The 20,842-nt window shown below is 41.5% G+C and carries 18 protein-coding genes; 1 reads left to right on the forward strand and 17 read right to left on the reverse strand.

What is annotated here, in order from left to right:
* Positions 1–124: 124 nt before the first annotated feature.
* The 7 genes from WS08_RS03520 to WS08_RS03550 form a co-directional block, all read right to left on the reverse strand.
* Entirely contained in the window at positions 125–1,303 is a 1,179-nt protein-coding gene (locus WS08_RS03520) for a thiolase family protein (RefSeq protein ID WP_009765260.1), read from the reverse strand.
* A gap of 235 nt (positions 1,304–1,538) precedes the next feature.
* Positions 1,539–2,489 carry a Dyp-type peroxidase gene (locus tag WS08_RS03525; protein ID WP_009765259.1) on the reverse strand — a complete coding sequence of 317 codons (951 nt, stop codon included), beginning with the start codon at positions 2,487–2,489 and terminating at the stop codon, positions 1,539–1,541.
* Positions 2,490–2,683: 194 nt separating this feature from the next.
* A complete protein-coding gene (locus tag WS08_RS03530) occupies positions 2,684–3,127 on the reverse strand; it encodes a Fur family transcriptional regulator (protein WP_009765258.1) in 444 nt (147 codons plus the stop codon).
* 11 nt (positions 3,128–3,138) lie between these two features.
* A complete protein-coding gene (locus tag WS08_RS03535) occupies positions 3,139–4,278 on the reverse strand; it encodes a serine hydrolase domain-containing protein (RefSeq protein WP_158500889.1) in 1,140 nt (379 codons plus the stop codon).
* A gap of 107 nt (positions 4,279–4,385) precedes the next feature.
* Complete coding sequence (locus tag WS08_RS03540) at positions 4,386–5,168, reverse strand: ABC transporter permease (protein WP_009765256.1); 783 nt, start codon at positions 5,166–5,168, stop codon at positions 4,386–4,388.
* The gene (locus tag WS08_RS03545; RefSeq protein ID WP_038528394.1) at positions 5,152–5,805 is read right to left on the reverse strand and encodes an ABC transporter ATP-binding protein; all 654 of its coding nucleotides are present in this window, start codon (positions 5,803–5,805) and stop codon (positions 5,152–5,154) included. Before WS08_RS03545 ends, WS08_RS03540 begins: the two co-directional genes overlap by 17 nt.
* A gap of 91 nt (positions 5,806–5,896) precedes the next feature.
* Positions 5,897–6,694, reverse strand: coding sequence for an alpha/beta fold hydrolase (locus tag WS08_RS03550; RefSeq protein WP_009765254.1), 798 nt, complete (start codon positions 6,692–6,694; stop codon positions 5,897–5,899).
* Between the two features lie 282 nt (positions 6,695–6,976).
* Here WS08_RS03550 and WS08_RS03555 point away from each other — a divergent pair, with 282 nt between their 5' ends.
* Positions 6,977–7,927: a sugar-binding transcriptional regulator gene (locus tag WS08_RS03555; protein ID WP_009765253.1), complete on the forward strand. Its 951-nt coding sequence runs from the start codon at positions 6,977–6,979 to the stop codon at positions 7,925–7,927.
* Between the two features lie 187 nt (positions 7,928–8,114).
* Here WS08_RS03555 and WS08_RS03560 read toward each other — a convergent pair whose 3' ends face one another.
* The 10 genes from WS08_RS03560 to WS08_RS03605 all read right to left on the reverse strand — a co-directional run bounded on the left by WS08_RS03560 (position 8,115) and on the right by WS08_RS03605 (position 20,814).
* Entirely contained in the window at positions 8,115–9,896 is a 1,782-nt protein-coding gene (locus tag WS08_RS03560) for an FtsX-like permease family protein (RefSeq protein WP_009765252.1), read from the reverse strand.
* Between the two features lie 14 nt (positions 9,897–9,910).
* Complete coding sequence (locus tag WS08_RS03565; protein WP_009765251.1) at positions 9,911–10,663, reverse strand: ABC transporter ATP-binding protein; 753 nt, start codon at positions 10,661–10,663, stop codon at positions 9,911–9,913.
* Between the two features lie 98 nt (positions 10,664–10,761).
* Positions 10,762–11,643 (reverse strand): alpha/beta hydrolase, encoded by an 882-nt coding sequence (locus WS08_RS03570; protein WP_009765250.1) that lies wholly within the window; start codon positions 11,641–11,643, stop codon positions 10,762–10,764.
* 81 nt (positions 11,644–11,724) lie between these two features.
* A complete protein-coding gene (lpdA, locus tag WS08_RS03575) occupies positions 11,725–13,131 on the reverse strand; it encodes a dihydrolipoyl dehydrogenase (RefSeq protein ID WP_009765249.1) in 1,407 nt (468 codons plus the stop codon).
* A 1-nt stretch (position 13,132) separates the two neighbouring features.
* Complete coding sequence (locus WS08_RS03580; protein WP_038566664.1) at positions 13,133–14,440, reverse strand: dihydrolipoamide acetyltransferase family protein; 1,308 nt, start codon at positions 14,438–14,440, stop codon at positions 13,133–13,135.
* Positions 14,433–15,413 carry an alpha-ketoacid dehydrogenase subunit beta gene (locus tag WS08_RS03585; RefSeq protein WP_009765247.1) on the reverse strand — a complete coding sequence of 327 codons (981 nt, stop codon included), beginning with the start codon at positions 15,411–15,413 and terminating at the stop codon, positions 14,433–14,435. The genes WS08_RS03580 and WS08_RS03585 overlap by 8 nt, the downstream gene beginning before the upstream one ends.
* On the reverse strand, positions 15,413–16,522 hold the full coding sequence (locus WS08_RS03590; protein ID WP_009765246.1) for a thiamine pyrophosphate-dependent dehydrogenase E1 component subunit alpha: 1,110 nt from the start codon (positions 16,520–16,522) through the stop codon (positions 15,413–15,415). The genes WS08_RS03585 and WS08_RS03590 overlap by 1 nt, the downstream gene beginning before the upstream one ends.
* Positions 16,512–17,519: a lipoate--protein ligase gene (locus WS08_RS03595; RefSeq protein WP_009765245.1), complete on the reverse strand. Its 1,008-nt coding sequence runs from the start codon at positions 17,517–17,519 to the stop codon at positions 16,512–16,514. Before WS08_RS03595 ends, WS08_RS03590 begins: the two co-directional genes overlap by 11 nt.
* A gap of 183 nt (positions 17,520–17,702) precedes the next feature.
* The gene (locus tag WS08_RS03600; protein ID WP_038536195.1) at positions 17,703–19,397 is read right to left on the reverse strand and encodes a glycoside hydrolase family 13 protein; all 1,695 of its coding nucleotides are present in this window, start codon (positions 19,395–19,397) and stop codon (positions 17,703–17,705) included.
* Between the two features lie 88 nt (positions 19,398–19,485).
* The gene (locus WS08_RS03605; protein WP_009765243.1) at positions 19,486–20,814 is read right to left on the reverse strand and encodes an SLC45 family MFS transporter; all 1,329 of its coding nucleotides are present in this window, start codon (positions 20,812–20,814) and stop codon (positions 19,486–19,488) included.
* Positions 20,815–20,842: the final 28 nt, after the last annotated feature.

Below are 20,842 nucleotides of genomic sequence, written 5' to 3' on the forward strand. Positions count from 1 at the left end.
CCCACATCCCCAAATTGGTACACCTCGTAAGCGGATACATATATGCATATAAATCATGCTATAAAAGTCCAACAAAAAAAAGACCATATCCACTGACATAGTCTTTTTAATACGTATTATATGTTTAACGACGTGTAATCAATGCTGATACACCCATACCACCACCGATACATAGTGCCGCAACTCCACGTTCTTCCGGTTGTAGCTCATGAATTAAACTTACAAGCACACGCGCACCAGATGCACCTACGGGATGTCCCAAAGCAATGGCTCCACCACGTGGGTTCACACGCGCTTCATCTACTGTTAGTAATTGATTACTTGCCAAGGCTTGCGCTGCAAAAGCTTCATTTAACTCAAAGACATTGATATCATCTACCGTTAAGTCAGCATTACCAAGTAACTTATCAACCGCGTAGTAAGGTCCGACACCCATCAATGTTGGATCCAATCCAACTAGACTTGCGCCTTGCCATTCAGCCAAGGCTGTTAGTCCATATTGTTCTAGGGCATCTTCGCTGACCAACACAATCGCAGCGGCACCATCGTTAATCCCTGATGCATTCCCCGCTGTGACGCGACCATCTTCTTGGAAAGCAGGCTTTAGACGTGCTAGCTTTTCTAAACTTGAGTCTGGTCGAGGCCCTTCATCCTGAGTAATCATCGTTGTTTCACGCTTCACTGTAACAGGAACTGGCACAATTTCTGTATCAAAATCCCCACGTTCGATTGCCGCAGCGGCTTTTTGGTGACTAGCTAGACTAAATGCGTCCATTGCTTCACGGCTAATGTCATACTTTTGCGCCACGTTTTCAGCGGTAATCCCCATATGGAAATCGCCTTCAGCATCAGTCAAGGCATCTGATAGAATCGTATCACGCATCATCCCGTCACCCAGACGGTAACCAAAACGCGCTTTATCTAACACATATGGCGCATTTGACATGCTTTCCATTCCACCAGCAACCATGATATCCGCTTGACCTGATTGAATCATTGCTGCGGCTAGATTAATACTTGTTAATCCAGAACCACAGACATCATTCATCGTAACCGCAGGGACACCATCCCCAAGACCTGCTAGTTGACTGGCTTGACGAGCTGGATTTTGTCCTGAACCGGCTTGAAGCACATTTCCCATGAAAACTTGATCCACGTTTGCTTCAGTAGGTAATTGTGCTTGGTTTAGCGCACCTTCAATCGCTAATCCACCCAACATAGCAGCGGTTTTGCTTGCTAACGCACCACCAAACTTACCGATTGGTGTTCGTTTCGCACCAACAATAAATACTCGCTTTACCATATGTCATTCTCCTCGTTGTTTATGTATATGTAGTAAAACACGGTTAACTTGTTTTTAGCTTAATAGCATACTAAGTGCAAAGCTATATTATACGAAAAATTCAACTGTTGCAAAAGCGATATTATATAATTTAACTTTTTACATTTCCTATCATAATAAATGAATCCATCATAAAAACGACTCGCTTTCATTTAAGCAAGTCGTTTTTTATATCTTCTATTTAACGAACGCGTAATTAGTCGTTTAATTCACCCGCTGCAATTTTGTCTAGCAAAGGACGAGATGGGATAAAGAATAATTGACCAGATTGAATTGTTGAGAAGCTCAACAAGAAATCATCCATATCAACCATTTGTTGTAACATTCCCTTCGTCACTTCCCAGTAACGTGAGTAACCAATAAAGTAAGTACCAGTGGCACCACCAGCAGGATCTGAAAATGGTACGTTCATGCGAATAATCTTTTGTTCTTCACCATCAACTTCAGTCTTAGAAGCCACATTATGTGCATTAGGCGCTTTGTCTTCATCCGCTAATTCCAAGTCAGAGAACTTTTCACGTCCCACGGCTTTGTCTTGCTTTTCAACAGACATCTTACGCCAGAAGTCCATGTCATGTTCCCACTTTTGTGGAAAGGCGTATGAACCATTCATAAAGAATTCGTCTTCTTCACCAACTAATGCATATGGCGCAGCGTCTTCAACTTGTGGGGCTTCCGTCCCATCAATGTATCCGATAATGGCACGTCCTTCAAAATAACGGAATCCTTTTGTTTCATCAATCACTTCTGCGAATGGTGATAAGAACTGCATGTATTGTGTTAGTAATTCATACAAGACAGCTGCGTTCCCTGCACGGACATGAAGGAAGATATCTCCTTCAGATGCTGGCATTGCTGAGTTAGGACCAGAGACCCCTTCAAATGTTGTTAATTCGCGTGGCTTAGGTGCAGTTGGGAATAAATAGTCCCATCCTTCACTACTAAACCCATACGAAACACGTAAGTTTGCTTCGGGTTGACGGATTTTCATTGAGCGATTAATTGCTTGTGTACGATCAACGAATTCTTGCATCCCTTCTTGCGTCTCTGCTTGATTTTCACGCTTCAAACGTAGTACAACGAATACAACGTTTTCACCAATGTCCTTCCAAACATCCTGTGCTAAATTCGGATTAATGTCTACCATTTTCTTGCCTCCTAATATGTCACACCATTCTCTGTGATTGGTTGTTTTTATTATACCACAAATTATAATCATTCTAAATTAGAAAAAGATTTAGTTTTGAAAACTTATACATCATTTTCAAATAATTAACATCCCCAAGAACATACATATAAAAAAGACAGCCACTTTCGTGACTGCCTTTTAATCATTTATCTTTATTTTGATGCAGTGTTTAACTTTGCTTGGCACGCTGGACATAGCCCTTGTACTTCGACATGGTAACCACTGACCTTGTAGCCTGTTTCTTCACTCGCAATACGTGTTAATTGACTCATGTCAAAATTTTCACCGTCAGTAATTAACCCACAGGAAACACACATCGCATGATAATGTGGCGTTCCAAAATAATCAAAATGCTGTTTACCATCCACATCACTATCAATGACCAAGACCAGTTGAACCTCTTGTAACATTTCTAATGTGTTATAGATCGTTGCTACACTAATCTGTTGTCCTTCTTCGGCTAAACCTTGATGAATCATTTCCGCTGTTGGGTGCGTATGTTGTGCGGCTAAATAACGCAAAATCAATTGTCGTTGATTCGTCATTTTATATCCCGCTGCACGAATATGTTCTAAGGCATGTTCAATTGAATCCATTTTCAGCCTCCTTATTTCATGGTCATCCAGATATCAAAAATAGGCTTTGCAAGATCATAATCAAGGTTTCCCGTTGCACGATTGCTAAACAACACAACACCATTTTTACCAGAATCATCTAAAACAATACTTGGTTCGAAACTTTGTAATTGTCCATGTATATGATAGCCATAGTCACGTTTATACATTCCCGCTGCATAGCCATTTGGCTTACCTTCACGGGGTTTCGTCAAATCTGAAAATTCCGTTGTAGTTAAATTAGCCCCTTGAATTTCATCGCTGATTAATCGATACGTTTCCCAAGCTGACATAAATGAGTTTCCAGTTCCCATTTCACGCTTAAAGCGTTGGGGGTTAAACTTTTTGGCCTCCCCTTCACGATTAATCGCAATAGGTCGATTATGCGCTTTTTCAAATTCATCAACGCTTAAAATTTGGTACTTCGGCTTGATATCTTGCGCCACTAATTCATCATACGATTTATTCGTTAGTTTATGCAAGACACCGGTTAAAATTTGATAGTTTGTTGCATTGTATTTCCATTTTTCAGGCTTTACGCCATACGTCAAATTCCCCAAATAATAAGCCGTATATTCTTCCTCGGACATTTCATTTGGCGCATAGCCTGCCCCTTGGTACGGCGCATCCATTCGAATTAAATCTCGTAAAGTCGTTTCGTGTGCGCCAGGTAAGTCAGGATAAAATTCAGCTAACGACGTGTCTAAACTCATCTTTTTGCGCGTTAGTTCTTTTTGCAACAAATATGCCGTCACATTTTTTGAAATAGACGTCAATGCGATTGGCGCATCCGGATCATATACCTTCCCCGGAGCCATTTCACCAAATCCCTGTTGCCAGACAGCTTTCCCATCGCGCACAAGTAAAATGGTTCCTTGATACGCTTGCTGTTCGATTAAGGTCATAATTGGCGCATACGCAGGGTCGGTTGTTTTACCAATCGTTCCCAGCGGATCACCAATCTTAGATTCTTTAACCTTAGGACTCGCTATCTTTTTTAAATTAGCGATTTGTTCACGCGTCTCTTGTACGCCTTCATCTTTTTGTTGCGCCCATACACCCACCATACCAATGGCGATAATACTTAATACACTAATCGTTGCAATCCCTTGCCATTTTTTGTCTAATTTCACTATTTCAAAATCCACTTTCATTAACTTAAATACTCTGTATTCAATTGTAAGCCATTTATTAATAGTTTGATATGGTTAATTCTAGGAAAATGGCAGGTTCATCCTGGTTAATGGTGCGTATCTCCAGGCAAAACAAGTTGCCAGTGTGCGTTAAAGAAACGACGTACGGCCATATAACTTGTCAACATTGATGCAATAGCGGTCGCTGACAACAATGTAAAGGCAACAACAATTTGATATTTAATTGCATACACTGGATCAACTCCCGCCATAATTAGTCCAGACATCATCCCTGGCAAACTGACTAATCCATACGTACGGATTGAGTCAATTGTGGGTTGCATACCAATACGGACCGCTTCGTTAGCGATTAACTTTCCGGCTTCACTAGGGCGTGATCCTAATGCCAAGCGTTCCATGATTGCCCCTTGTTGGTCTTTAAATTGTTGATTCAAACCACGGAACACCAATCCCACAGCAACCATTGAATTTCCAGCTACCATTCCTGTAAAGGGAATCACTTGATAAGGGACAAATTTAATGGCCCCACTAGCGACCAAAATGCCAACTGTAATCGTGGTTGATGACAAGATTGCGATTAGTGCGATGCTGAATGCATGTGGCAATTTGTCACTTCGTCCCTTTGCATTCCAAGCCGCATTAAAGATAATCACCAACACCATTGCCAATGTTAACCATACTTCATTCACGCTAAAAATAGTGTGTAAAACAAAGCCGACAATCGTCAATTGCACCACCGCACGAATCACGGAAATGATTGTCTCTTTTCCCAAATTCAAACGATAACGATAACTAACCAACAAAGACACTGCCACTAACCCCAGTGACAACATTAAAGATGTGTTACTAATATCAACGGTCGTATTCATAAATCTTTCCCTTTCCTTCTTGGAGACGTAATTCAAGACGTGCGTGCGCGATTTCATCTGCATCATGGGTCACGGCTAAAATACCAAATTCATATTTAGCCTGCATCTTAACAATCAATTCCCATAGTTCAGCTTTACTGTGTGCATCTAATCCAGTTGAAATTTCATCTAATAGTAGAAACTTTGGTGGGAATAATAAATTACGAATAACCGCAATACGTTGTCGTTGCCCACCAGATAATTCATGAATATCACGTTCTAAGAAATCAGGCGTTAAACCAACCATCCCCAATAACTCAATTTGACGGTCACGGTCAATTGCCTTTTCACGTACTTGATAAGGCAAGTCTAGATTTTCTTGTACCGTTTCACCAAACAGTTGTGCCATTTGTACGGCATACGATACATCTTCACGATATGATTCAATATCTTGATCCCATTGTGACACGCCATTCAATAGTATTTCACCGCTCGTCGCATCTTGTAGCCCCGCGATAATTTTTAATAGCGTACTCTTCCCACTTCCAGACTCTCCTGTGATGGTCAACCATTGTCCACCTGTCAGTTCAAAACTAACATCACTGAAGACATCTTCTTCATAACGAATACCTAACTGCTTAACTTCTAATTTGTCCATAGCTTTTCCCCTAAATAAAAAGACTTGAAGAACCTTTCTTCAAGTCTATTCTACATCTAATTTAGAATGATTACAATTTAAAAATGTGATATTAATCACGATTAGTCATTAATAAAAAGGAAATCACCTGTTCATTAAATGCCTTTGGCGCCTCTGCATGCGGTAAGTGTCCGGTATTTGGTATGATTGCAAACGATCCCTGTTTCGCTAAATTTGCACAATACTCGGCATGTTCCGGCGACCATAAGGGAGATTTTTCACCTGCAATAAATAATTGTGGCTTATCTACTGCAGCAATAACTGATTGCCACATGGCTACAACATGACTTTCCAATAAACGCTGATTATCCGATGTATTGAATGCGTATTTGTCTTTCTCATTTTTAATTTCTTTAAAAATATCATCGGGTAAGCGATTAACTGTCATTTTTGTTTGCTTGAAATGATCAAACACCTCAGGAACACTCGCCCAAGTCGTCTCAAATAAACTGTAAGGCCAAGTATCAACAGCTAAACATTGTGGTGACTCATCGATTGTCACAATTTTCGCAATCTTTTCGGTCCCAAACAATTTCATGTAACTCCACGTTACTGCTGCTCCCATCGAATGTGCAATAAATATCACATGATCCAATTCTAACGCCGCAATTAATTCTGCAATATCTACACTCAATCTAGAAATCGTCGCATTAGGGTCAACTGAAGACCGACCGTGATTTCGCAGATCAACTTGAATCACACGAAATCCAGCCTGTAAACATGTATCTACTTGTCCATAAAATTCACTATGACGTCCTGAAAACCCATGAATAAATATGATTGGCTGGGCTGATTTTGATCCAAAATCCGTAAAATAAATCGTATTTCCATCGTTTAAAAATAATTCCATTTTTCGCCACTTTCTTATTAATTGTACATATTTTTATGATTTGTTAATGTTTTCTCATGTAGAGTATATTAAGTGGCTTAAAAGATAAATTTATGTCTCTAAACCTTGATAACTTAACTTTATCTTTTAATTATAACCGAATAAATGCCGCGATTATATGACCCATCTACGATATTTACAAATTTTAAAATCACAACTATTTATTGAAAATAGTTGTATATAATTTGTATACGGCATATAATGTATACTATACTTATAAAACGAATAGAAAGAAGGACTATAATGGCAAAAAGCATGAACCATCGTGATCTTTTGGCTAGTCTAGCCCAAGATTACTACCTATCACAACTATCTCTAGCTGACTTGGTTGAAAAATATGACCTAAGTCGCTACCTTGTTAACAAGTATCTTGAAGATGCACGTAAAGAAGGTGTCGTAACAATTAACGTTGCGGCCCCTAATCCACGTAATCTTGAGATGGAAAATCGATTCCAAGAACTCTTTGATATCGATAATATCCACATCATTAGCGATAGCTTGAACCCTATTGAAACCAGTGAAAATGCGCTAAATTACGCAGCACATCAAATTGCACCTTTGATTACACAAAGTAAAGTCGTTGGACTTACTTGGGGAAGCACAGTCTACAATTTGATTCAAAACTTCCCGGTTTCAATTCAAGAAGACATCACCTTCACGCAATTCCTTGGGGAAAACATGAAGTATAAGTCTGACGTTGGTTCTATGCGCATGGTTGAACTAGCCGCCTCTAAGTTTTCTGCAGAATACTTAACAATGGCTGGTCCTCTATATGTTTTGAACGAATCTGTTCGTGAAGGTATGAAACAAGAAATGGCTATTCGCCCTTCTTTCGAAGCCGCACAACACATGGACTTCCTATTCACAGCACTTGGAACAGTTGCTTCTCTAAACAGTATTCCTGTTTGGCGTGATAATGCTGATTCTATTCTAGCTGGAGTTGATCAAGACGAAATTGCTGGTATGGTTTATGGACGTCCATTCGATATTGATGGAAACTTCCTATCATTAGAACATGATCATGTTTTCGGTCTAGATATTGATACAATTATGTCTACACCACGTCGTTTTGCTGTGGTTAAGAGCAAATTTAAGACAAACGCTATTATTGGTGCCCTTCGTGGTAAGTTCTTCACTGACGTTGTGATGACAGAAGCCGTTGCGCGTCGTGTCCTAAACGACATTACCGACTAAGCTAAGTCATACGACGACAAAAAACAAATGCAATATATCAAAAAGACTAACCAATTATGTGGTTAGTCTTTTTTTGTATCCCTTTAAATCACCACCATCTGCTTCATCCCCTGTATAAGTAGTTTGACTCAATAACAAGTAAACAAAAAAAGCAATGGATAATATCATCCATTGCTTGCTATCAAACTTATTTTGACTTTAATACTAAACGTTGGTAAATGAATACCGTTACAAGATAGTACAATGCGTAAATTCCAAGCACCCATGGTAAGGCAGTTGGTACACCAGCGTAGGCATCTGGCATTAACTTATCAAACATTTGTAGCCCAATCAACGCATCAGCTAATCCAATTGTCATTGGAATGAAGAATAGAATCCCCAAGTCCTTAGCAACTGCCATCTTTGCTTGGTGCTTTGTCACACCAACCATGTTCAATATTTGGTAACGACGCATGTCTGGTACAACGTTAGATAGAATCTTAAACATCAACGTTGACGCTAGCATAACCATGAAGGCCATACCTAGGAACATACTCATGAATTCTAGTCCACCAAAGACACTCTTTAGTAATACGAGCATTCCAAATGATCCTGGGACACTTGATGGTCCACCTTGGTTGGCATTTTCCAAATACCGCTTTTCGCCGTCATATACTTGACGTAGTTCTTTTTCATTACCCATGAAATCGCTGGTTGTAAAGGCACGCAGTGTCTTTTGTTCACCAGCAGGTAATGTGTCAACCAATTCAAATTGTCCGCCAAATTCTAGTCCAGCAGCGTAATTTGCCCAAGTTAACAACGTATAATTTTCGTTAATCCCTTCTGAATCAACTGAAACCATGTTCAATTTTGACTTACCGTTTTCCAAATATTCTCGATCAGGAATCTTGATATCTGCAAAATCAGACTTCAAAAATGAAACCTTATCATCTGAGACAACATAATGGATATCAGCACGGTACGTGACATCTGAAACATCTGACAAATCAGTTTGTTCATTTCGAACAACCATTGTGACGTCGGCGTTTTCAACCGCTTGAGTTGGCAACGCAATGTAATATCCTTGCCCAACACTCATCGCCCCAAGTGCCATTCCAAACAATACCGCAATCATTGTTAAAATACGCTTGTAGTCAGCCAAACGGAAACGTAATTGTCCATTTAAGAATGGACGCAAACCACGCATCCCAAAATTAGAATTTTGAATCCACTTGGTTACCAAGTTTAATGTATGACTAACAAACAAGTAAGTTCCAGTAATGTTTAGGACGATAATTGCCACGAAACCTGGCAACATGAATGTCCCAATATGTGGCATTAATAGGTAGCTACCGATCAATAGCGCAAGACCTAATAGTCCCATGAATACCATCTTCATTGTGCTTAGCTTAGGTTGCTTAACCGTTGCATCCGCCGTTAGAAGCGTCAATGTATCACGACGTGTTAAACGAATACGATTATAAACTCCGTTGATAAAGAATACCAACATAAAGAAAATAACGGTCACGATAATAGCATTCGGTGTGACAACTGACCAATTCTCCAATTCAATCCCGATTAAGTTCATCAAGTATCCTGCACTGACAGACGTTAATCCCATTCCAAGCAACATCCCTAGAATGACTGATACCACACCTACCAACAATGTTTCACGCATCAATAGCGTTCCAATTTGTCGTTTTGTGGCACCCAACATGGAGAATAGTCCATATTCTTTCTGACGCAAGCGCAGTAAGAAACTATTGGCAAAGTTTAAGTAAACGAATGTGATAATTCCAAGTAAGACTTCTCCTACAATAAAGACCGGAATAATCATCTTAACCGTTGAATTAGCCTTCAAAAATGCATCATTCGTGGCCATAGCACTGAACATATAGAAGATTCCAACAGCAATCGTTGTTCCAATTAATAGAACCAGATAATCACGCCATTTATGACGCAATGACTTTAAGGCAATTTTTGTTAACATGTCTGTCACCTGCCTTATTCGAAGTTTCCGAGTTCACGTAGAATCTCGCCGTAGAAATCTTCACGTGCTGTGTTACCACGTACGAGTTCACCTGAGATTTCTCCATCATTTAGGAACAAAATACGTGATGCAAAACTAGCAGAGAATGGATCGTGCGTCACCATCAAGATAGAAATATCCGCATTATCATTAATCTTTGTTAGGTAGTTCATCATTTCACGCGCATTTTCTGAATCCAAAGCACCAGTTGGTTCGTCTCCGAAAATCAAACCAGGATTGTGTACTAGCGCACGGGCTGCCCCAACACGTTGTTGTTGCCCACCAGATAATTCTGATGGGTACTTGTTCAAGTATTCCGCAATGTTCAACATTGTCGCAACTTCATTGACACGTGTCTTAATTACCGCTGGACGTTGCTTTTGCAGCATCAATGGCAAGGCAATGTTTTCATAAACCGTCAAACTATCAACCAAATTGTAGCTTTGGAAAATGAATCCCATGTCTTCTCCACGGAACTTAGCGATTTCATTGTCATTCATGTGTAGAATATCTTGATTGTTGATGCGAACATCCCCAGATGTTGGTTTCATCAAAGTTGATAGAATATTCAACAATGTAGACTTACCAGATCCAGAAGGACCCATAATAGCCAAGAATTCACCCTTTTCCGCTTCTACTGATAGATTATGCAGAACTGTTTGTTCAACGCCCGCTGCACTCTTATAGACTTGCTTAATATTATTCGCAACCAATGCTGGTTCAGTCATGATACTACACCTCTTTTTGTTTTTATATTTTTCGTCATATCTTATTACACAGGTAATGTTATCATACGGCGTATAATACTGCAACAGAAAAAGTCGATTCACTTTTGTCCCTCGTTGAAATAATTCAGGATAGATGCCTGCACCGCCTGAGATTCCGGCAATTGTGACCACATAATAAAATCATGCATCATCGCCGGATGAATCATCAGTTCCGGACTTGTCCCCACTGTATCTAACACATCCATTAACGCGAGTACATCAGGCACAAACAATTCATTGCCCCCCATATCCAGACGAATATTCCCTAGCTGGCTGTAATCATTTTCTGCATTAAAACTATAGTAACGATTCATATCAGCATCAAAAACATCGCTAAAGACACTGGCCAATCCGTCGCGGTCTAACACCACATCTGATTCTGCGACTTGTTTTAAGTCGGTCGTCGCTAAGGTTAAGTCCGGCCCTAATGAGAATAATTCTGTTGCGTGCGGTTGTGGTAACCCCTTATCGCGAATATCAAGTAACAATCTCAAAGCTAAGTTAGCTCCAGCTGAATCACCAAATAATAAGGACCTATCTGTTTGCTCGGCCATTTTTTCATACGCTCGTAACAGCCATTTCCGCAGATAGTCACTTGAATAGTTTTGTATCAATGGATAGTCTGCAAACCAGACCGTATAACCCGCCTGAACAAATGCCATACCCACCGTAACAAAATTTTTACCCGCTGGAATCACAAAACCACCACCATGCAACATCAGAATCGAAGCATTTCTTTGGACTGACAAACTGGATACTTCGGCCACTAAATGATGGTCAATCCAATGCGCCTTATAGGAAACATTGGCCGGGAAATTCTCGCGAGTTAAGTCCTTATCTGTCATTTTCCCCTGTGCAGTCTGAAAAGCAGTGACTAATTGTTGTCGAAAATTTTGCGTCTTTAAACGCTGCGTTAAACGCTCTGCTTCATTTGAAATCATTTCACCCTCCTTTCTCTCAATCCATGAAACATCAGATACAGAAAAAACACATTGAATGATTTCCAATGTGTTTTTGGTTGTTTAGATGTGAATTGGCAAACCACTTGCTAATTCAGCGGTATCCATAATGGCTTCACTTAATGTTGGGTGTGGATGAATCGTTAATTCAATATCAGCCACAGTCAAACCATTCTCAATCGCTAATGCAATTTCAGAAATCAAATCTGATGCCCCAGCACCGGCAATTTGACCACCAATAATCCCATCAGTATCTTGATCAACCACCAAACGAATAAATCCAGCAGTTTCAGCCATTGAAATAGCACGACCATTCGCCGCGAATGGGAATTTAAAGGCCTTCGCATTCAATCCCAATTCTTTAATTGATTCTGGCGTCTCACCTACGGTCGCGACTTCAATATTTGTATAGGCCACAGCAGGCATTGCGTAATGCCCATCTTCAACATTTTGACCGGCAATTGCAGCAGCCGCAACTTTCGCTTCAAAGCTCGCCTTATGGGCTAAGGCTGGCCCAGCAACGACATCTCCAATCGCAAAGATGTGTGAAACAGATGTTTCCATACGCTTATTCACTTCAATCAAGCCACGATCAGTCATCTTGATATTCGTATTATTAAGTCCAATTTCATCTGTATTCGGGCGACGACCAACACTTACCAGTAAGTGTGAACCTGTAATAGTTGCTTCTTTCCCGTCAACTTCATAAGTGACAGTGACACTTTCATCATCTTGGCTCGCTGACTTTGCTTTTGCACTAGTAATAATCTCAGCGCCATGTTGCTTAAAGTCATCAACAACTGGCTTCGTCAATTCTTGATCAAAACCATTCAGAATATGTGGCAGTCCTTCTAAAATAGTGACCTTTGATCCTAAGTTTTGGTAGGCACCGGCTAATTCAGACCCAATGACTCCACCACCAATCACAATCAAATGCTCCGGTACTTCAGTCAAATTCAATGCACCAGTCGAATCGACGATACGACCACCAAATTCAAAGCCTGGAATTTCAACTGGGCGAGATCCGGTCGCAATAATTGCATGACGGAAGGCGTATTGTGACGCTGAATCTTCAGTTGCAACACTAATCGTTTGATTATCTGCAAAACGTGCTTCACCAGAAATGATTTGCACTTTATGCTTCTTTAATAGTGCTTCAACACCACCTGTTAAGGTTGCGACAACTGTGTTTTGCTTCCAATCTTGTGTCTTGGCAAAATCAAGTGTTACATCGTTGGCATGCAAACCAAATGGATCACCATTTAACATATTTTGACGATGATGACCGGCTGTGATTAGCGCCTTAGACGGAATACATCCAACATTTAAACAGACACCACCAATGTAATCACGTTCAACAATCACGACTTTTTGGCCCAGTTCAGCTGCACGAATTGCCGCGACATAACCACCAGGTCCCGCACCGACAACAATTGTATCAACGGATTCTGTTAATGTTCCAACAACCATATTAGACCTCCATCAGCATCATAGCTGGATCTGCAAGCATTGACTTCAACATATTCATTGCTTGTTGCGCCATCACACCATCAATTAGACGGTGGTCAAAGCTCAATGATAGGCGTAGCATTTGGCCAACCACAATTTCACCTTCAGCATTTACAGTTGGTGCTTCGTAAATACGACCGACACCCAAAATAGCAGCTTCATTCGTATTAATGACTGGTGTGAAGAACCCACCACCAGCAGAACCAATGTTTGAAATTGAAATCGTACTATTTCCCATTTCACCTGGCTTCAACTTATTATCACGTGCACGGCTTGCCAAATCAGCAATTTCCACGGCCATTGTCTTAATAGACTTACCTTGTGCATTGTTGATGCTTGGCACAACCAAACCATCCGGAACACTAACAGCGATTCCTAAGTTTACGTTTTCGTTGAAGACCACTTCATTCGTTGCCATATCAGCATGTGCATTCAACATTGGGAAGCGGTTTGCGACCGCAGCCAATGCTTTCGCAATATATGGCAAGTAAGTTAGCTTAATATCTTCCTTCGCCATCAATTCCTTGAACGCTGCACGATGCGCAACTAGCTTGGTCACATCAACTTCATCCATCAATGTGACATGTGGAATGGTCGTTGTTTGATGCACCATGTTATTGGCAATCGCTTTACGCATGGGTGACATCGTTTCACGATATTGACCTTGACCATCAACAACTGGTGCTGTTGGTGTTACTGGTGTGTCGTTCGCAACATTAACTGTTGCCATTGATTCAACGACTGGCGTTTCTGTGACAGCAGGTGCTGCTGCAGTTGGGTTTTGAACATCTTGCATTGTAATATGTCCATGACGCCCTGTTGGGACAATCGTTGTCAAATCAACATTGTTTTGACGCGCATATTGACGAACCGCTGGCATAGCCATAACAGTCCCATTCCCATTTGTTTGAACACCAGTCGTTCCAGTTGGTTCTGCGGTTGGCGCAACATTTTCTGTCACTGGCGCTGCCACTGGTTCGGCTGGCACTTCTTCAACAGCAGGTGTTTCTACAGCTACTGAGTCACCAGATCCATCCCCATCAAATTCAATCAATGGTTCCCCCATCTTAACAACTGTACCAGCGTCTACAAATAGCTTCGTTACTTGCCCACCAAATGGTGATAGAATTTCTTGCAATAACTTGTCGTTTTGGACTTCCGCAACTTCTGATTCAGGTTCTAAAACATCACCAACTTTAACTAACCAGTTAGCGATTTCACCCTCGGCCATTCCTTCACCAATATCAGGCATTGTAAAAATTTTAGTCATAAGAAACAACCTCCTTTACCGCCGCAATAATATCATCTGGATTTGGTAGCCACTCATTTTCGGCTTGTGCAAATGGATAAATTGAATCGGGCGCTGAGACACGACCAATTGGTGCATCCAAATTCATGATGAAGCGTTCTGAAATTTCAGCCATAACAGCTGCACCAACACCGGCTTGACGTTGGGCTTCTTGTGCCACAACAACGCGACCAGTCTTCTTAACCGTTTCACCAATGGCATCAATGTCCAATGGACTTACTGTACGTAGGTCCAAGACTTCTAGTTCAATTCCATCCTTGGCCAATTCTTCAGCCGCAATCAAGGCTTCACCAACCATGGCACCATACGCAATGACAGAAGCATCTTTACCTTCACGTGCCACAACCGCTTGATCAAGTGGTGTGGTGTAGTAACCTTCTGGTACTTCTGCACGCATTGAACGGTACAAACGTAAATGCTCTAGGAATAAGACTGGATCATTACTTTCAATAGATGATAACAACAAGCCCTTAGCATCAACCGGGTTTGATGGCATCACAACACGAATTCCAGGTGTCTGTGTTAATAGACCTTCCAATGAATCAGCGTGCATTTCAGGTGTCTTAGTTCCACCACCATATGGAGCACGAATCGTCACTGGGAAGTTACGTGTCCCATGGAAACGGAAACGATTACGGGCTAATTGTCCGGCCAATGAATCAATCACTTCAAAGATAAAGCCATAGAATTGAATTTCCATAATTGGACGCCAACCAGTTGCGGCCGTTCCAATCGCAAGTCCACCAATTCCACTTTCGGCCAATGGCGTATTGAAGACACGGTCTTCACCATGCTTGGCTTGTAGGCCGTCTGTCGCACGGAAAACTCCACCGTTCTTTCCCACGTCTTCTCCGAAAATCAATGTCTTATCATCACGTTCTAAGGCGATATCCAGTGCATCTGTAATCGCTTCGATATAAGTCATATTAGCCATTAGTTATCCTCCTGACGAATCTTTGCCACTTGTTCACGTTGTGTGTAAGTTGGTATTTCAAATGTTGTTTCAATCAAATCTGCAATATCCATCTTTGGAGCATTATCTGCTTCCTTAACGGCTGCATCAATTTCCTTGTTGTAAGCATCAATGATTGCTTGTTCCTTCTCTTCGCTCCACAATGATTGCTTTTCAAGGTAAATACGCATACGAATCAATGGATCCTTCTTCATCCATTCATCAATAGATTCTTGCGTACGGTAACGCAATGGATCATCACCTGACATTGAATGAGGTCCCAATCGATCAGTCAAAGCTTCAATCAAGACCGGACCATTACCACTAACGGCCCATTCACGGGCTTTCTTCGCAGCCAAGTACATGGCAATCGCATCGTTCCCATCAACGACCACTGATGGAATTCCAGCAGCCCAACCCTTCGCAGCCAAATGAGTCGCTGATGTTTGAGTTGTACGTGGTGTTGAAATGGCGTAACCATTGTTTTGAATGAAGAAAACGTTTGGTAACTTATAAGCTCCAGCGAAATTCATTCCTTCATAGGTATCACCTTGAGATGAACCACCATCACCTGTATATGTGTAGGCAACGGCGTCTTCACCGTTCTTCTTTAATCCCATCGCAATTCCCGCAGCTTCAACATATTGCGCCCCAATAATAATTTGTGGGAACCAACCACGCAAGTCTTCAAATTCACCACCTAATGCATGTCCACGTGACCATAAGAAAGCCTTTGCGATTGGGAATCCACGCATCACTAATTGTGGTACGTCACGATAACCAGGCATCACCCAGTCTTGTGGCTTAAAAGCAAAGTTAGACGCTAGTTGTGAGGCTTCTTGTCCCATTGTTGGCGCATAGAATCCTAGACGACCTTGCTTAGCCAATTTTGTTGAACGTGTGTGCAATGTACGACTTTGCACCATTTGTGTCATCAACGCCACTAATTCATCATCACTCAACCCAGCCGCAGCTAATCCAGCTTCATCGATAATCTCACCATCATTGCTCAAGATTTGTAATGTTGGAAATTGTGCATCTTGTTCTGCCAACTGCACGTTAAAATCTAAAATGTGTTCGCTATTTGCCATCATGATCTCCTATCTCTGTGAACATACTTGCAACTTCTGAATTTGTAATTGTGCCAAAGTACTGTGCTTCATCATGTTCGTCTAAGACTTTCATGATTTCGGCTGCATCAAAGTTTAAGCCAATGAAAGCATCCTTGATTTCACGCCAATCACGGACACCTAAGAAATCGCCACCGAAGGCAATATCTGTAATCTTACCTTCTTGGACTTCCGCAAAGACATCTAAAGCCCCACCAGTGAACTTTGTATGGTTCTTGAAATTGAAGTCGGGCGACTTCGCCCAATTCCATTCCCAATTAGAGAACTTGTCTTGTGCCAACGTTTTAATTTCTGTCCATTGTTCATCACTTAGGACATACTCGCCATCTGTTCCTTGATTCGTTAGCTCATACAACAAAGCTGAACGGAAGTCCGCCATGGTCATACCCTCTGGTACATAATCACCAATAGCCCCAACTCGTGCGCGAACAGACTTGGCTGCCTTTGACATAAACTTTTCGTCCGCAACGTTCAATGCGTGAACCATCGTATCAACATCGGTATCAAACAAAAGTGTCCCATGATGCATTAAATACCCACCTTGATAACGTTGCGCATTCCCTGATACTTTTTTCCCATCAATCACAAGATCATTACGACCTGTGACTTCAACTGGAATCCCCATATTGTGCAGTGCGCGGACCACTGGTTCTACGAAAGTAGAGAAGTTGACATCGCCAGCACTCGCCACCGGTACAATCAATGAAAAGTTCAAATTCCCCAAGTCATGGTACACAGCGCCCCCACCGGTTACACGGCGAACAACTTGAATATCGTGTTCGTCAGTGTATGACTTATTGACCTCTGCCCATGCATTCTGATTTTGTCCAACGATGACAGCTCGTTCGTTCTGCCATAACGCCACGACTGGCTCATCTGCATGTAATTGCGCCAACAACCACGCATCTGTGGCGATGTTTGTTGGCGCATCATTTCCCAAATAGTTAATATACTTCATTCTATAAACCCCTTTTCTTCAAAACGTGTAAGCGTTTACATATTTAATTGTAGCACTCTTCATCTCTTTGTAAAGCGCTTTCATTTACCTGTTTTTCACATGTTTCCATGTAAATTTAAAAATAAAAAAGCATATTTCACAATCTCCAGCGAGATGTCAAATATGCTTTAGTCGTTATTATGATTATTCACCAATAATCATGGCTCCATATGGTGGCAAAGTAATTGTATTCCCTGACAATGTCGTGGATACGGCCTTATCATTCACCAACAATACCTCACCTGTCATGATGGCTGGCAATGTCACTGTTTGTGTTTCTGTGCCCAGATTAATTAACACAGTTAATTGACGGTTACCTAATTCACGTTGGTAGGCAACAACATCATCGGCAACATTCATCAATGGTGTAAAGTCACCATCAACAATCGTACTATGCCACATATCGTCGACACGTACTTTATTCATCGCACGGTAATAAGCCAATACTGAATCTGGATCATTTTCTTCCGCCATGACATTAATGCCATCACGTTGATTATTCATTTCTAACCAAGGTTCAGCGTTAGAGAATCCACCGTAATTAGCATCAGTCCATTGCATTGGTGTACGCGCATTGTCACGAGACTTTGCATTCACTGTTTCTAAGGCATCTTCATTAGAGACCCCTGCGTCCATAGCGACTGCGTAGTTGTTTAATGATGACACATCATTAAATTGACTGATGTCGTTACGCTTAAAATTCTTCATTCCAATTTCTTGTCCTTGGTAAATGAATGGTACCCCTGGTACAAAGTAATACATTGTGGCCAATGCTTTGGCTGCCATTGGTGTTTGGAAGGCCGGATTTGGCACATACTTCGTTAACGCACGGTTTTGATCATGGTTTTCTAAGACGTTTCCTAGCATTCCATTAGATTGCTTAATCTCACGTTGGCTATCAAACAAAGTTTGCTTCAACAAGGCTGTATCCCACGCTGAAGGGCCACGATACCATTCATTCACATCTTGCACTTCAATATTGATATATGAGAAGTCAAAGATCATTGAGAAGTATCCATTCGGTCCGATGTAAGCTGGCAAGTCTTCATCTGGCACACCATATGCTTCACCAACAGTAATCACATCGTACTTATCAAAGGTTTCAGCCTTCAATTCATCAAGGAAAACATTGATTCCCGGACGATTTTGCCCCTTCTTTACGACAGACACACGTCCATCATCACCATCAGCGGGTAATGATGCCCAATCCAAGTCCTTCTTCAGATGGGTAATCGCGTCCACACGCCAACCAGCAACACCCTTTTCGTGCCACCAATTAATCATGTCGTAAATCTCACGACGCAAAGCTGGGTTTTCCCAGTTTAATTCAGGTTGTTCTGGCGCAAATGTATGGAAGTAAAATGTACCTGGTTCACCGGGCACTTCTGTCCAAGTTGATCCCCCAAAAATACCACGCCAGTTATTGGGCACTTCACCATCTTCAGTTGTTTTGAAGATGTAGTAATCACGGTATTTACTCTTTGGATCTGCTAATGCTTGCTTGAACCAGTCATGTTGGTCAGAGGTGTGATTAACCACCAAGTCCATCACAATTTTAATCCCGCGTGCGTCACCTTCACGTAATAACGTATCAAAATCGTCCATTGTACCGAATTGTGGATCAATAGCTTGATAGTCCGCAATGTCATAGCCCATGTCTACCATTGGTGACTTGTAGATTGGTGAAATCCAAACCATTGTCACACCTAAACTTTGTAGATAATCTAAGCGACTAATAATTCCAGGCAAGTCCCCGATACCATCATCATTCGTATCTTGGAATGAGCGTGGATATACTTGATAAACAACTTCATCTTTCCAACGGCTTGTTGTACCCATTGTGTTTTCCTCCTATTAAGGCTGCTACATAGCGGTTTATGTTAACAGAATAATCGTTCATTTTTAAATATTAACGTGTTTTAAGTGGTTATTGCTTCACAAAGCGTGTCGCTCCAGCTCCCAAAATCATCAAGATACCTGAAATCAACAACATCGTTGGCATGCTTGCCCCTACTAGTGGGAAAATCGCAAATGACGCGATTGATGCCACGATTTGTGGAATACAAATTGTACTATTGAATAGTCCCATGTATGTTCCGTCATTCTTACCATCTAAGGCCGTCGTCAAGTACATGAATGGAATAGCGTTCATTGTCACCCAACCGATTCCAATCGCCACGAATGATGCCAACAATGCATGTTGTGAATGAATGAAGAAGACTGACATGAATCCAAGACCACCAATGATCATACCACCTGCGTAAGCCAATGGACGTTGCTTTGGTGTTGTCTTTGACAATACTAGTCCCCAGACAACTGAGGCAATTGCTTGTGTTGCTGACAAAATTCCAAACCAGTTACCAGCAGATTGGTAAGCCGCTGATGATGGGTCAGTGGTTTGCCACACGTTATCCGCAATGGCTCCTGTTCCATATGTCCACAAGTATTGGAAAGCTCCCCATGCGAAGAATTGTACTAGTCCAAGTGTCCAGAAAATCTTTGGCGCTGACTTAATCAAGCTAATCATGCTTTGCTTGTTTTGTTCATCTTTGTTCACACCGTGGTATTCAGCATATTCATCCGGTGTGTATTCCTTAACTGACAATACTGAGAAAATGGCACTTACTAGTAGGATAATCGCTCCAATGTAGAATGACCAGATAACTGAGTTAGGCAATGCTCCCTTTACGGCAACGTTTGATACACCAATCAAAGTCAAAATGAATGGTAGTAATGTTGCTAAGATAGCTCCTAAGTTTCCCCAGATTGTTTGGAATGACCAAGCATAGTTCTTTTCATCGTCCGGCACCATATCCCCAATAATCATCTTAAAGGGTTGCATGGCCATGTTTGATGACAAGTCCATGAACAGAATGGCAAAGGCCGCAAATGACAAGGCTGCCATTGAACCAAATCCAAAACCAAATGATCCGGAATTAGGTAGAAGCATCATCATAATCACAGCGATTAAGGCCCCAATTAATAGATACGGCATACGACGCCCACCTAATTTAGGTAGCCATGTACGGTCTGAGAAGTATCCCACAACCGGTTGGATAAACATCCCAACCAATGGCGGCAAGATGAAGAAAAATCCAAGTGTGTGTGGATCAGCCCCAATCGTTTGGAAGATACGTCCCATACTTGAACTTTGCAATGAGAACGCCATTGACACCCCTAAGTTCCCGATTGTCATCATCATAATCGTGCGTTTTGCCAAACTTGGCAATGATTTTTTGTGTACTGTTTCAGCCATGCGACTGTTCCCCTTTTCCTGTAAACTG

The organism is Weissella tructae (assembly GCF_000732905.1).
Taxonomy (GTDB): Bacteria; Bacillota; Bacilli; order Lactobacillales; family Lactobacillaceae; genus Weissella; species Weissella tructae.